This is a genomic window from Microcoleus anatoxicus (genome assembly GCF_042465725.1).
GTDB lineage: Bacteria > Cyanobacteriota > Cyanobacteriia > Cyanobacteriales > Microcoleaceae > Microcoleus > Microcoleus anatoxicus.
This window is the reverse complement of sequence record NZ_CP120853.1, coordinates 6,555,400-6,570,337: the sequence shown is the minus strand read 5'-3', so window position 1 is coordinate 6,570,337 and position 14,938 is coordinate 6,555,400. Positions and strand designations below refer to the sequence as shown.

Annotated in this window: 12 protein-coding genes; 5 read left to right on the top strand and 7 right to left on the bottom strand. The window is 43.1% G+C overall.

Going from position 1 to position 14,938, the window contains the following annotated elements; translation table 11 throughout:
- The first annotated feature begins 94 nt into the window (after window positions 1–94).
- Together P2A85_RS28530 and P2A85_RS28525 are read left to right on the top strand one after the other, a co-directional pair.
- Window positions 95–670 carry a peptidase gene (locus tag P2A85_RS28530; RefSeq protein ID WP_377476828.1) on the top strand — a complete coding sequence of 192 codons (576 nt, stop codon included), beginning with the start codon at window positions 95–97 and terminating at the stop codon, window positions 668–670.
- Between the two features lie 117 nt (window positions 671–787).
- Window positions 788–1,255: a bis(5'-nucleosyl)-tetraphosphatase gene (locus P2A85_RS28525; RefSeq protein WP_377476827.1), complete on the top strand. Its 468-nt coding sequence runs from the start codon at window positions 788–790 to the stop codon at window positions 1,253–1,255.
- 100 nt (window positions 1,256–1,355) lie between these two features.
- Here the strand turns inward: P2A85_RS28525 and P2A85_RS28520 are convergent, their stop codons facing one another.
- Window positions 1,356–1,835, bottom strand: a complete 480-nt coding sequence (locus P2A85_RS28520) for a rhodanese-like domain-containing protein (protein ID WP_377476826.1) — start codon at window positions 1,833–1,835, stop codon at window positions 1,356–1,358.
- 301 nt (window positions 1,836–2,136) lie between these two features.
- On the opposite strand from P2A85_RS28520, the gene P2A85_RS28515 reads away from it, so the two are divergent.
- From P2A85_RS28515 to P2A85_RS28505, 3 genes are read left to right on the top strand one after another with little or no spacing between them, the layout of a single operon-like run.
- A complete protein-coding gene (locus P2A85_RS28515; RefSeq protein WP_377476825.1) occupies window positions 2,137–2,853 on the top strand; it encodes a hypothetical protein in 717 nt (238 codons plus the stop codon).
- Between the two features lie 42 nt (window positions 2,854–2,895).
- Window positions 2,896–4,827 (top strand): ATP-binding protein, encoded by a 1,932-nt coding sequence (locus P2A85_RS28510; protein ID WP_377476824.1) that lies wholly within the window; start codon window positions 2,896–2,898, stop codon window positions 4,825–4,827.
- Between the two features lie 43 nt (window positions 4,828–4,870).
- Window positions 4,871–6,319, top strand: a complete 1,449-nt coding sequence (locus P2A85_RS28505) for a DUF1802 family protein (protein WP_377476823.1) — start codon at window positions 4,871–4,873, stop codon at window positions 6,317–6,319.
- 35 nt (window positions 6,320–6,354) lie between these two features.
- Here the strand turns inward: P2A85_RS28505 and P2A85_RS28500 are convergent, their stop codons facing one another.
- The 6 genes from P2A85_RS28500 to P2A85_RS28475 form a co-directional block, all read right to left on the bottom strand.
- A complete protein-coding gene (locus tag P2A85_RS28500; RefSeq protein WP_377476822.1) occupies window positions 6,355–7,122 on the bottom strand; it encodes a Uma2 family endonuclease in 768 nt (255 codons plus the stop codon).
- A gap of 40 nt (window positions 7,123–7,162) precedes the next feature.
- On the bottom strand, window positions 7,163–8,020 hold the full coding sequence (locus P2A85_RS28495) for a Uma2 family endonuclease (protein WP_377476821.1): 858 nt from the start codon (window positions 8,018–8,020) through the stop codon (window positions 7,163–7,165).
- Window positions 8,021–8,104: 84 nt separating this feature from the next.
- Window positions 8,105–8,695 carry a YdcF family protein gene (locus P2A85_RS28490; RefSeq protein ID WP_377476820.1) on the bottom strand — a complete coding sequence of 197 codons (591 nt, stop codon included), beginning with the start codon at window positions 8,693–8,695 and terminating at the stop codon, window positions 8,105–8,107.
- A gap of 910 nt (window positions 8,696–9,605) precedes the next feature.
- Window positions 9,606–10,439 (bottom strand): GUN4 domain-containing protein, encoded by an 834-nt coding sequence (locus P2A85_RS28485; protein ID WP_377476819.1) that lies wholly within the window; start codon window positions 10,437–10,439, stop codon window positions 9,606–9,608.
- Between the two features lie 446 nt (window positions 10,440–10,885).
- Window positions 10,886–12,028, bottom strand: coding sequence for a response regulator (locus P2A85_RS28480; protein ID WP_377476817.1), 1,143 nt, complete (start codon window positions 12,026–12,028; stop codon window positions 10,886–10,888).
- 170 nt (window positions 12,029–12,198) lie between these two features.
- Window positions 12,199–14,841 (bottom strand): GAF domain-containing protein, encoded by a 2,643-nt coding sequence (locus tag P2A85_RS28475; RefSeq protein WP_377476815.1) that lies wholly within the window; start codon window positions 14,839–14,841, stop codon window positions 12,199–12,201.
- Window positions 14,842–14,938: the final 97 nt, after the last annotated feature.

The following is a 14,938-nucleotide window of genomic DNA, read 5'->3' as shown; positions in this document are numbered from 1 at the left end:
TTGTTTTAGCCTGATAATTTTGACTCAGGTTAATGCTCCTGCTGCGGGTCTTCCTCCTCTCCCCGATAGTTGGCCCTCTCCACAGGTTCATTCTTTGCCACCAACACTGGCTAATTGGCAAGATTCCACTGATAGTGGCGATTATTTCGATCGCATAAAGCCCCCGAAAGTCGGTCATTTGGTTTGGTCAAAATTTCCAATTCGGGTTTATGTGCAACCTCCGGTTAATACCAATCGCTCTCTTGAATGGGTTGAGGCTGTGTTGGGTATTGTTCGGGAATGGGGGGTTTATTTGCCGTTGGTAGTGGTGGATAGTTCCGAGGTGGCTGATATTAAAATTTTAATTCAGGCTCCACCTTTGCGTCAAGGGTTGTTGCGATCGCGATCGGGAGAATCTGTCTATGAATTATACACCCGCAACGATGGCGATAAAACAGTGTTATCTCATCGGTTTTCGGTTTATCTGAATCCGAATCAGGTGGGTAAATATATGGCTGCGGTGGCGCGTCACGAGTTTGGTCATGCTTTGGGAATTTGGGGTCATAGTTTGATGGAAACTGATGTGCTTTATTTTGCTCAAGTGAGGAATCCTCCACCTATTTCTGTCAAGGATATTAATACTTTGAAACGAATTTATGAACAGCCTACTCGCTTGGGGTGGGAATTTTAGTTAAAACTACACACAAATTCCCGGCGAATAGAATTCGCGTCTACACAAACGAAGTCCGCCTGCGCGGACTAAAGAAAAAAAGATTGGGATTAGTTAGTAATAGGAAACAGAAAAACCATGAAAGATGAAGCTTTTGGAATAGTGCCAGTTTTTGTGAATGCAACTGATACTTTGTTTTTATTAATTCAACATCAAGCCGGACATTGGGCGTTTCCTAAAGGTCATGCCGATCCTGGAGAATCTGCATTGGAAACGGCTAAACGGGAATTGGAAGAGGAAACTGGCATCCGTAATTATGAAGTGGTGGAGGAGCCTAGTTTTGTGGAATATTATTCTTTTGTTCAGGAAGCTGCTCCCACTTCTGTGAAACATTATGCCTTTGCTAAGCAAGGGGAGGTAATTGAAAAGAGTGTGACTTATTTTGTGGCTTTTGTCAATTCAATGGATGTTGTTTTGCAGGTAGAAGAAGTTCAAAATTCTGCTTGGATTGCTTTTGATGAAGCTATTAATTTGATTACTTTTGATGGAAATCGACAAGTTTTGAAGGAAGTTAAAGCATATTTGGACGGCAGGAAGGAAAATTAAATCGATTTAAAATTGGAGATTTGAGATTGAACAAATCGACCCCAGGTGACTCCGAAACCAGACTTATTTAATAAGTCGGGTTTCGGCATGGGATCGGAGATTATTTGTTAGTTTTCTGTGCTTTGGCGTGCTGTTGTAGGCGAGAGAAAACGTTGTAGGCATCGGGGCCGGGATTTTCGTGTTCCATAGCACCATCGATGGGGCCGTCTATGGCTTTCCATGCCGGAATTCCGCCTAGGAGTTGGGCTACTTTTAAGAAACCTGCTTGGCGCAGAATACCTGCTGCTTCGGCTGTTTGTGCGTCGTTTTCGCCGTAGATGTAGATGTCGCGCACGGTTTCGAGGCTGGATTTTGCTAGTTCTACTAATTCGTCGATCGGCATTGGTAAGGCGCCGGTAATGTGGCTGTTGTCGAAGCTTTCACGATCGCGCACATCAATGATTGTTAATCCGGGTTCTCCCCAATCTAGACGGGATTTGAGGTCGTGGCTGGATGCTTGGGCTTTTAAACCGGGAGGTGTGGGAGTAAGGTCTGGCAGTTTTTCTTTGATGTCGGCAATTTGGTCGGGAATGGTTTTCATAGGAATCAGCAACTCATTACTTTGTTGGTAATGTAACGAAACGTTTTGGTTGAATGCGTCTTTCTAAAGGAAGAATCGGGCATTGAACTAAAGTCGCACTTAAGCTGGTTTGCTGGTTTTTGCCTAAAGTTGCGATCGCTCTTATTTGCTGCGGGGGAATTATTAGTGCGATTCTCAGAGAAGATATTATATCAACAAACAACCTTTTAGTCAATCATATTTTTTTTTGATATTTGAGATATTTTTTAGCAGGATTTCTGATAAAATTCGATGTTAATAACTGGTATTTGAAGGTATGAATATGTCTAAAAAAGCTGAAATTGCGTTGACGGCCGCAGAGCAATTGCTGTGGGATGCGAAGGCAAAAGTTAGGGTTCTGTTGAATTTGTGGAGTGAGGGAGAAGGGAAAAGTAAGGTTAATCAAGGGAAGTTGACTAAGCTAATTGCGAGAACTAATGAGAATAAAAAGACTTATGAGGGGGTTTTGAAGGAACTGGAGGAAGCTGGGGCGATCGCCTATTTGCGGGAAAAGGGACGATCGCAGGTGGAATTGACTGCGAAGGGGAAAGAGGTTTTAGCGGCAGGTTTGAAAAGTCAGGATTCTCTGTTTGAGTTTGATGGTGCTCAAATGGGTGCTCGGCTGGGAAATGCTTTGTTGAAGTGGATTCGGCATCAGGATGGTGCACTGGGTGTTGGTGTTGAGGCGGGGAAAGGGGATGTAGGGGCGATCGCCTCCTATGAGGATTTTATGTCTGTGGCGTTGGATGTGTACGACAGCTTGAACCGGGATTATAACTTAGACGATTTAGTGCCGATTTATCGGATGCGACGGGCGATCGGGGAAAGAGTTGGGCGATCGCAATTCAATGAGTGGCTGTTGGATATGCAAGCTAATGACATTTTTCAGCTAATCGGGGGTGAAATGACAGATATCACGATCGATAAGGCAGAAGATTCAATCAAAACTGAACTGGGCGCACTCCGTTACTACGCCAAACGTCTAAGTTCTAAAAATTGACCTAAATCCTTTGGTAAATTCGTTAACCTCACACAAGAAGCTATGAATACTTCTCCTGTTTCCTCCCTAGAAGACCTTAACGCAGCTCTTTTAAGTCAAAACCCCTTTGCTAAACCTCCTTTTCTGAATGCGAGCGATGTTTGGGGAAACGAATTTTTTGATGTTGAAACAATAAATGCCCACGCCTCTGATGCTGTATTTCATGCACTCGATCAAATTCGTGCTGGTCAATACCCGACAACTTCGATCGCTATAACTGCTCAGGATGGCACAGGCAAAACTCACATTATTAGCCGCATCCGCCATCGCCTACAGGCTAAGGGAGGTGGATTGTTTGTCTACGCTAATAAATATGGCGACCTTCGGCAAATTAAGCAAGGATTCCAACGAATTTTAGCCGAAAGCCTGGGGAAAATTGGCAGACAAGGGGTGAAACAGTGGCAGGAACTAGCAACAGCAATGAGCAATGATGCTTTAAAGGCTGGTACATCAAATCCTAAAATTTATTCTCCTCCTGATTTAGTTGAGAAATTTAAAAAGGGCAAACCATCTCAAGTAAAGAAATGGATCAAAGAGCTTACCAAAACATTTTTGCAAGCCAAAGATGTAAGCGATCCAGATATTGTGAAGGCGATTTTTTGGACTCTTTCAGACGAGCAATCACTTTATGCAATCAAATGGCTGGAAGGTCAAGAGCTAGCTCAATACAAGTCCAACGAACTGGAATTACCCAGCCAGCGACAATCTTTTGATGCAGTTTTACAAATCTTAGATTTGATTAGTCACTACAACGAACTTGTGATTTGCTTTGATGAGTTAGACACACCTGATGCCTACGACGATATTAGTGGCTTACACATCAGCCAAATCGTTGCTAGCTTAATCAAAGATTTGTTTCAAAATCTCAACCGGGGTTTGATACTGAGTGTAATGATGCCTGCTCAATGGAGCAATAAAATAAAGCAGCTACCGGGTGGAGTGTTCAATAAGGTTTCTGCTCATGGAAATACGATTGACTTAAAATACATGGATGCAGAATCAATTGTTAACTTAGTTAGCTTTTGGTTAGAGAAATATTATCAATTGCAAAACTTAATTCCTCATGACATAATTTATCCATTCACTCAAATTCAACTCAGCGAACTTGGCAAAGGAAAACCTACTGTTAGAGAGGTTTTGAAGTGGTGCAGAGAACACTGTAAGCCTCCTATTGTGAATGCGAGTGACAACAATAAAGAACCCGATATTTGTAATCCTGTTGAACTTGCTTTCATCAAAGAGTTACAGGAAGACGTAGGAAGTTATTTAGAAGATAATTATTTGCTGGCTGATGCTATTTTATTTGGATTTCAGAGTTTGATTGGTCAAACCGTGGAAAGGGTAACAGTTCAGTCAGCCACAGATAAAGTTACGCAGCGCGGGCGCAAGGATGATTACATCAATTTCAAGGTAATTGGCAAAGACGGTGACAAAGATATAAAGATTGGAGTTGCAGTGCTTCAGTATTATGGTGGTAGAGGGTTGGGAGCAGGTTTAAACAGGTTAAATGATTACCAAACTTTTAATTTAACTCGCGGTTGTTTGGTGCGTTCTCAGAGCAAAAAGATTACTTCATATTTAGAGGAAAAGTATCTTGTACCGCTCATTAAACAGCAAGGTGGAGAATATGTCCCACTGAAAGAAGATGAAATCAAACCGCTGTTAGCTATTTGGGCTGTTCATCAGAAGCGCGAAGTAGATTATGGGGTGAGTGAGGAGGAAATTTTCAATTTTATTGCAGAAAAAGGTTCCCAGAAAATGCTAGGGGCTAGTAATCCTTTGCTTAAAGAGATTCTTAGCGATCCGTCCTATCAGGTTCCTACCGATCTGATTGAAGATGAACCCGTAACTGTAGCCGAGTCTATTATGGATGATCTATCTGATTCAGAAGAATTAGATAAGTCGTGCGATAGTTTACTCAGCCAGTTTAATTAAGGCTTCATCAACTATTAACTTTATATTGGATAACAATAAATCCATGTCGCTAGTCAACATTGACAAAGCTATCCGTTTGCCGGCCCAAGACGTAGAAGCTTTAATCCAAGGGCGAATGATTGCAGCAATAGTTTGGCGAAGCTTTGATGCTGGAGAAAAATATGCACTTTATCCAGCCGATAATTCTAATATGCCCTTGATGAAACCTAAGCAAATGAGCTTGTTTCCAGAGTCAGGTCAATTAGAACTCCCCCTGGTAATTTTAGATCAAGTTTCGATTAAAGCTTGGGCTAAATGCGAATTGTGCCAAATGCTGAATGCTCCTGAATCATTAGAGGCTTTGTCGCGATTAACAGTCTGGAAAACAGAGGCATTACAGCAAATTCTCCAGCAGCGTCCTTTTATTTTTGTAGCTCATCTTCGCGTCTATCTGCTACCTCAGCCGCTGGAAATGCCAGTGCATCCCAGTGGCAATTTTGTATCTTTGCCAAAATCCCTAAATGTTAGTGATTCAACGCCTGTTTTGAGCGATTTTCTGTTTGCTAAACGCCGTCAAAATCTCAAAAAACTAGAGCCACCACAGCATCCAGAATTGGAAGAGTTGCAAAGTGCATTAGTGCATTTATCCACCACTAACCCAAATGCCAAACAACTAGACACCGAAATCAAAATATTTCTAGGTTGGAGTAGCCACAACCCCGTAAAACCAATCAAACCGGATTTAGCTTGGATAAAAACTATAGCAGCTTTGGGCGATCGCAGCATAGAACTAGAAGAAAAAAAAAGCAACTATCAAGCAGGCACAGATTTTGAGAATGTCGCACGTCAAAGCCTTGAATTCTTAGGATTCAAGATTGAGAATGCCTACAAAGGCGGTGCTGGTGGTTTGGATTTATTTTGCTCGAAACCCTATCCCTTAGTTTGTGAATGTAAAGCGGGTAGGCTGATCCCTAGTGGAACGGCTGAGGAATTAATTAAACTGGGAGGAATGCACTTAGGTGCGGATAAATTTTTAGGATCTACCAAGTTGGTTATCGGCCCTGGTAATCCTTCGCCGGATATCTTGAAATCAGCAAAACAATGGAAAATTAGTATTATCAATGCCATGACTTTACAGAAGCTAGTTGAGTTGAAAGCTAAATATCCAGGTGCTGTCAACTTAGTTGAACTCAAATCCTATTTAGAAGCCGGGAAAATTGACTACAAAATTAATGATTATATTGATAAAGTTGAAAGAGAAATTAGGCTGAGATCGCAAATCGTACAAGCAGTTAAACAACTTTGCTCAGACAATGAATTTCCAACTGTTGCTGAGATTAGAGTTCAATACAATGCTAAATTTGCCACTGATTCTAAGTTAACATACGACTCAGTAAAGGATTTGACTATAGAACTTTCTTCACCGCTGACAGGTTATTTAGGGCGAGAAAAGGGAAGTGACACCAAGAGCGATCGCTTTTATTTCTTGCGCGATTTACTGCTAGATGATTGAGGTAGAATTGAGGCGATCGCCACTATTTCAATCCCTTAAACAGTATCAGGATCTACGCCCAACTCCCGCAACTTAGCCGCCAATTTTTCAACGCGCTGACGTTCCTCTTGAAAATCTAGACGTTCCATTGCAGCTTGTTTAAGTTCCCGCAATTGTGCTTGTTCTACCTTAATTAACTCTTCAACTAATGGCGGATCTAAAATTTCATTGACTGATAATCTCAGATGCGGAAATACTACAGATACCATTTCCTCACCCGGCAAGTAATTTACCTCTGTATAAATGTCATCACCTTCGGGAAATGCCATAACTCGCACTCGCTGTCTGTTTTGTGCCGGGTCAACAATTACATATTCTGGCACATCAGCTAAGTTGTACTCCGCTCGTTTAGTTATATAATCGACCCGCCGATTTTCGGTGACTACTTCTATTACTACTAACGGCGTTTCATCAAAGCCAAGATTGCCTCCTCCGGGCCTAGTACCAGCTTGTTCTAAAAGACTTTGAGTGCAGATAACTACATCAGGAATACGGGACGAATTTTCTTCGGTTCTCACTCCCAAGCCTCTTTTTACTACTAAATCAAGATTGTGGGTGACTACGTAACGCCGCAAGTGGTAAACTAAATATTCGCAAATTTTGGTGTGTAAAACTGTAGCTATTGGCATCGGAATTAATTTGCCTTTGTACAGCTCGTATTGTACATCTATTTCTCCTTCATAAAATCGGTATTCTTCAAAGGTTAGTGTGGGTAAATTATCAACTGGCTGTTCTGTTAAAACTGGCGGAATTGATTGAGACATATCTTTGTGACCTCAGCAAGTATTTCTGATTATTTTAAATTTAAACGACAGTATCAGGATCTATGTCCAATTCCCGCAACCTCGCTGCTAATCTTTCAGCGCGTTGACGCTCCTCATCAGCGCGTTGACGCTCCTCATCAGCGCGTTGACGTTCCTCATCAGCGCGTTGACGTTCCTCATCAGCGCGTTGACGCTCCTCATCAGCGCGTTGACGTTCCATTACAGCTTGTTGCTGTGATTCCTGCAACTGAGCTCGTTCTGCCTTAACCAACTCCTCCACAAATGGCGGATTTAGTATTTCATCCACTGATAAAACAAAATCTGGAAATACTACAGATATAAGTTCCTCACCAGGCAAGAAATCTGTCTGCGTATAACTCTCTTCACCATCAATCAATGCTAAAAGCCTAATTTTTTGCTTACCACTTTTTGGATCAACAATGCAATATTCTGGCACATTCGCTAGTTCGTACTCCCCTCGTTTGATCACGTAATCTGCCCGCCGATTTTCGCTCACCACTTCTATCACTAATAGTGGCTTTTCGTCAAAATCGAGGATGCCTCCACCTGGCCTAGCAGCAGCTTGTTCCAAAAGACTTTGAGTGCAGACAACTACATCAGGAATCCGGGATTTATCTTCATCAGTTCTCACTCCCAGACCAGTTTTTACTACTAAATCAAGATTATGAGCAGCTAGGTAACGCTGCAATTTATAAACTAAATATTCGCAAATTTTGATGTGTAAAACTGTTGCTGTTGGCATCGGAATTAATTTGCCTTTGTACAGTTCATATTGTACATCAGGTTCGCCTTGATAAACTCGGTATTCTTCAAAGGTTAATGTGGGTGAATCATCAACTTGCTGGTCTGTTAAAACTGGCGCAATTGATTGAGACATATGTTTTAGTATGAGTTTGAATTGATCTAGTTTCTATTGTAACTCACAACCCAAGGTATCAAATATAAGTCATACTTTCTTAGTTTATTTAATTCTGGCTTGACTTAAATTAGCCCCCGTATAACCGGTAGTCAGCCACACAATAGCTCTCACACCATCGCGCACTGCTTTTTGCACCGGTTCGGGTTCTCGGCCCGAAGGAACAGCCACAGGCTTGAAACGAATACCTCTACTACCGAAAACAATCTCTCCGATGATCCAAGCTCGTCTCATGTGATCGTCTGATGTAATCAGATACAAGCTATCAATTCCCCGATCGCGCAACTCATCTACCAATGTGGTAAAGTTGGTTACAGTATCCACGGCTCTGTAGTCCAAATGCACGCGATCGGACCTAATACCCGCCTCAGAAAACACCCATTCAGCGAATTCAGGATTACTCCCAGAAGAAACCCAAATCGGCAAATCAGGATGCTTGCGAGCAAAGTTAGCGGCAAACACCTCCCGCTCTGTCGCCCCACCCAACACCAACAAAGCTTGGGGTCTTTGAAATTCACTCTTGAGCTGTTGATAGCCCAACCAAAAAGCCATCAACAGTGCTACTAGCAACCGAACTTGCTGCGAACTCCTCAAACGTTTGTAACGTCGCTTGTTTAAATTGACTCTTAACCACATTTAAACCTATAAAAAATTTGTGTAGCTGACATAGGAACAATAACAAAAAATACGGCACTTACAGCCTATTAACAGGAATTTAACTTGAAAAATTAAGAAGTGGCCATCATGCGGATGTTTTAAAAGGACCTATGCAAAAACCCAATTTTTTAAGGCAATTATGTCAGCGAAACAGCTTGAGACTGAAAACCAGAAAGCTAGTGTTTGGGGTCTACCCTCCATCCAAAACTTTAAAAGAAAAGGGCAAAACCTAGACTTTGCCCTTTTGCTTTAAATTGTCCTTAATTTGTCTACGGGACTGGCCGGGTTCGAACCGGCGACCTAGCGCTTCAGATTTGTGTGAGTTTCCCCACTCTCTGGACTATTCCTTCACCCTAGGCTTGCGACCTTTAGGTGGTGGCCGTATGTTTAGGAGGTTTTATGATGTTTACTTCCTAAAGCCAGTCTCTGCACCTTCTCTACCAAAATTTGAGTATTAGTAGAGCTTGGCTCAAGATTACCTTATCCGTTGTCAGACTTAGGCTTCCTTGAGTTTGACCACATTCACTCCCAGAGTTTCCTACCAGGGTGCCCGATTCTTCAGGAGGCGCTTGCTCTATCCATCTGAGCCACAGCCCCAGTTACTGAACCGTTTTGATTATAGCAGCTAATGTCGATTTTGGATTTTTAATTTTGAATTGGGGATTAAATTTCTCGGCACCCACCAGGCCAAAAACCGGGTTTGTCGGAAAAATTGGGGATTAGTCTGAGATATAGACGCAGGGTTTCGACTTCGCTCAACCACCAGGGTTTCGACTTCGCTCAACCACCAGGGTTTCGACTTCGCTCAACCACCAGGGTTTCGACTTCGCTCAACCACCAGGGTTTCGACTTCGCTCAACCAGCGGTTTTTTTTGTCTTAATCCTCTGTTTAATGATTTCCGCAAGCTGCAAGTCTTTGAGTAATGCTGACAAAGTTCTCTGCTGCGGTGAGTTGGCCCGCACCGTAACAAGCGCGCCGCCGCCATACTGTGATGGGGAGATGTCCAGGCGGGGCAGTTTCGCGGAAGGATAATTCCTCGTAATATTTCCAATTATCCTTGACTCGCCAGCCTACCCGATCGCAAAATTCCGTATATTTGCCCCCAACACTTTCCCAAATCTGGTGCTGTACGCTCAGCCCAAACCGTCCATCGCTGTATTGTTGCCAAAGTTGGTCGATCGTGCGAAGGTCTGTACAAGGAAAATTGTCAATATCCGCAGCACTGAGCCAACCTTCCTCTTCCCTCAAACTTATAGACAGCAAAATTTCCCAAGTATGCTCGTCAGCTTTCTGCCATTTTCCAGTTTTTAACAACTTTGTCAATGGGCGGTAGTCCATCCCGACTTCCGACAGCGGTGGAGTTTGCTCAGGCATTTGCCCTATTTTCTGTTCCAACCGTTCGAGAGTGCTGGAAATAGCTTCTGGGTTCAATTGTTCCAGGCGGTACAAAACCCAGTCTAGCTGAGATTGGGTGTGCGATCGGGCGATCGCATTTTGCTGCAATTCCCCTTGCAACGCATCAAACCTTGTCTCCCAACTTTGTTGAGTGCAGGCAAATTCCCACATTTTTTTTGCCCACTCTAATCTAATTGCTTCTTTTTTTAAATATATTTTCGTAGGCTTATAACGCAATGGATAAGGTGTCAAATCCCAGCCACAAGTTGAGCAAAATACTGCGGTTTCTTCGACATATTCTGTATCGCATACTGGACATTTAGACATAGGAGAAGGAAGAAGGAAGAAGGAAGAAGGAAGAAGGAAGAAGGAAGAAGGAACGCTCGCGAGCAAGGTCGGAGACGGCAATGCCGTTTCCTTACGCCAAAGTAATATTGTAGGGACTAAGGCTTTCGCCCATTGGTGTCAACAATCGCCTGAAAGCCCGCCCCGTGTCCGTTAGTCATCCCACAAGTCCGCCAGGGGTTAAAACCCCTGGCTAATAGAAGACAGTTGGTTGAAACCGACGGTCGATTTGCCCCAAACCAATATACATCAACTAACTCTTCAGTCCTCTTTGAGAGGACTTTCGCTATAAGACAGGGGTTTTAACCCCTGTCGGACTATCGGTTTGACCTTAAGTTGACACCTATGGGCTCTTGGAGTGTCCCTACCTCTGCTACAGCATTTTGTAGGGCAATCCCCCCGTGGTTGCCCTCTCTCTCTCGATCGACCTAACAAGGCAAACGAATAGTAAACAAACTACCATTTCCTAGCTCCGATTTTGCCTCAATTGTACCGCGGTGAGCTTCCACTATTTGGCGACACAAATGGAGTCCCAAACCAGTGCCAGATCTTTTGTGAGTTCCCGGCCCAAACCTTTGAAATAACTTGGCTTGTTCCGCTGGGGAAATCCCCGCACCAGTATCTTGAATTTCAATGACAACCCAAGCTAGTGGTTGGTTTTTGAAGCTCGTAAAATCGGGAGAATTTGCCGCTTTTAAGCGAATGTCTATGGAACCGCTGTCAGTGAATTTAATCGCATTTCCGATTAAATTTGTTACCAAACGGTACAACTCCAGGCGATCGCCGGGATACTTAGCAATGGGAGCACTTTCTGCACTTTCTGTCAAGTCTAAATTCACTGACAAACCTTTAGCATCGGCTAAGGGTGCGAGCTCTTGGGCTACCTCAGCGATCAGTTGTTGTAAATCAACGGGTGCAAAACTTAGGGATTTGCCACCTGCTTCGTAGCGATATACTTCCAACAGCATATTTACCATATTAATCAGGTTTTTGTTGCTGCGAACCATTGTGCCGAAAGCCTCGTGCATGGGGAGGGATACTTCTCCCAGAGCACCTTGCTGCATTAAGGTTAACATTCGATCGGCTGCTACCAGTGGTGTCCGCAAGTCGTGAGCGAGTCGGGAGACAAAATCTTCTCGTTGAAGCGCGATCGAATTGCGCTCGTCTACGCTGTGTTTTAGTCGTAGGAGCGATCGTACCCTGGCCAGTAGTTCGTCCATTTCCACCGGTTTGCGGATGAAATCATCTGCTCCCATGTCCAACCCTTGTACTACGCTAGCACTGTCATGAGCGGTGATCAGCAAAATCGGAATAAACGGCAATTCTGTTTTTTGCCTAATTCGTTTAGTCACTTCGTAACCATCCATTCCCGGCATCATCACGTCTAGCAATAGTAAATCTGGGGGAGATTTTTCAATTTGGAGCAAGGCCGAAAAACCATTATCTGCGCTACTAATTTCGTAACCTTCTTCTTCCAGAATCGTCTCTACCAATAAAACATTATCTGGAGCATCGTCTACAACCAGAATGCGATCGGCCTTGGTAGCATTCGGAACAGATAAATATTTCATTGAATTCTTGACCTGCTATTTTATACTATTTTTTTTAGTCTTCGACACCATTTTTTCACAGTTTGTAACTTTTGAACTCTCTCCTAGGGAATATATAAATATATTCACAATATTTAGCTATTAACTTCACAATTTTTATACAATTTTGCACAGTGATGCGATATAATTCACTACTTTGTTGCCATAGTATGCACGCCGTCCCAATCATCGGGTGGAGAGACTTTCAAGTAATTTAGAGAGCGTTCGATGTGAACTTCAACAGGTTTATCCTTTTGTCTGATTGTCAAAGCAGCCTCAAAAAAACTAATAGCTTGTTGAAAATTTCTAGCAATATAAGCCTCACGACCATTTTTGTAAAGTTCCAAGAACCTTTGAGTTTCGCCGTCTATAGGTTCTGAACTACTTTGTAGCAATTCGTAAATACCAACGGGCTGATTTTTGCCTTTAACCCGCACCTTATCTAATTCTCGGACCCAAATGCGATCGCTACACAAACTGTAAGTAAATTCACTTAAAATTATATCGCAGCCATACTCCTTGGTAAGCTGTTCCAGGCGAGAACTCAAATTCACCGCATCCCCAATTACCGTATAGTCCATGCGTTTTTGAGAACCAATATTTCCTGAAACCACCTCTCCCGAACTAATCCCAATACCAAAACGAAATGGAATTTCACCGGGGCGAGAATCATTAAACTCTTTGAGCCGCTTTCTCATGTCCAAAGCTGATTTAACCGCCATCCAGCCATGAATTTCCGGGGGATTGAGCGGCAAGGGCGCGCCGAACACAGCCATTAAAGCATCACCAATAAACTTATCTAAAGTACCTTCGCAGTGGAAAACAGCCTCCACCATCGTCTCAAAATACTGATTGAGCAGAGCAACAACTTCCGATGCTCCCAAATTTTCCGTCAGCGTGGTGTAGCCGCGAATATCTGAAAATAAAATAGTGACATCCTTGCGTTCCCCCACCATCAGGGCGTCGTCACCCAAAGCCATCACTTGTTCCACGACTCCGGGAGTCATGTAGCGAGACATAGTAGTTTTCATCCGCTTTTCGCGACTGATATCTTCGAGTACCACCAACCCCCCCCGCACGCCTCCTTCGGGATTAGTCAGGGGGTTAACAGTCAAATTCAAACTGCGTTCAATTACCTTAATTTGAGAACCGGAAATGGGGAGCGGAGAGTAAGGGTAATAGGTAGCAGAATTATCAAGGGCGAATAGAGATTGGGAATTAGCTAGTTGTAGCACTGCTAATTCCTCAGCCCAAGCAGCATTTTCGCCCCAAGCATAATAGGAATTAGGGTTATGGGGATCGGGAACTGCCAAAATATAATTTTCTTCCTCTGGTGAATGCAGGGATTTTTCCACCAAAAGTCCGAGGGTTAAACTTTGTTCGGGAACATAATGTCTAGCAGCATGATTCAGGCTGTCTTCGAGTCTAAATTTCAAATTTTCGATGGGCAAAACTTCCCAAACATAGCGATTTATCAGTTTTTGTTCCCAAAGTTGGGGATTATCTTTAGTTTTATCTTGATTTACCGGACAGCCCAAAAGTTCGAGAGCAGCCTCATTGATAGTCACAATACGGCCTTGAAAATCAGTGGAAATAACTGCATCAGAAAGACTTTGTAACATATCTTTCTGATACTGTTTTTCGACCATCATATTTTCAAACAATTGAGAATTTTGCAGTGCCATTCCCGCCTGGGAATTGAAAGCCCGCAGAAATTCTTCATCGGAATTAGTAAAAGTTCCTTGGTTTTTATTAATTAGCTGAGTTACGCCGATTAACTCACCTTTAGCATTATAAACTGGCATACACAAGACAGTGCGAGTGCGATATCCTGTTTGCTGGTCTGTAGTGGGGTCAAAACGGGGATCGTCGTAAGCATCTGTAATATTGAGAGTTTGACCTGTAGAAGCCACATAGCCGGCAATTCCCCTATTAGCGGGAATGCGGATTTTCATCATCGTTTTGCCATCAGCCTTGGCGACTTTTGTCCAGAGTTCGTTGGTTTCCCGATTTAATAAAAATAGCGTACTGCGGTCTGCCTGCATCAAGTCACGAGCTTGATCCATGACAGAACGCAAAGTTGTTTCCAAGTCAAGACTTTGACCCAAAGTTGTCGTAGCTCTCAATAGTGCCGCCACCCCTCGCTGATTGCGAGCGACGACATAGAAAGACTGACAGCTTTCGAGAATTATCCCGATCGAATCTGCAAACACCCGAAACTGTTGTTCGTCCTCTTCGTCAAAAGGTACATCCCCTGCTTTATTCAAAAGTCTGACCACAGCTACGGGTTCAGTTTCGCTCTTGCTACTAAAAATTGGCATACAGAGGATGCTCTTGATTTGATAATCGCAAGGTTCATCTACTTCCGAATTGAACAGCTCGTGTTCTCTGGCTTCTACGACATTGATCGATTTTCCAGTAGTTGCTACATAGCCCAAAATACCTGCATCCATCGGTAAACGAACTTCTACAGGTTTGCCGATAGTAACATCGACAGTTTTGTGCCAAAGTTGATTTTTGCTGGAGTCCACCAAAAAAATTGTGGTCTTGTCTGCTTGAAGGATGAGACCAATTTTGACAGTGAAGGCATCTAAAAGTTGCTCTAAGAGACTTTCGAGGGCTTCATTGTTAATCAGATCCATCGCCCGGATAAATTGCTGAAATTCAGCCGTGATAAAGTCCAGCAGACAGACTAATTCAGGAACTGGCAGGTTCTTAACACGGGAGGTTAATGCTCCCATCAGATTGACTTGAGTCAGTGTAGCCAGAACGCTACCAGCATTGGAGAATGTCATGATTAACTGCTTTTTTCGGAGGGTAGAGTGACCACTTATCAAAAACTAGATTTTGCTCGTGATTAAAATTTTGAGTTAATTTAACACTAAATGACTA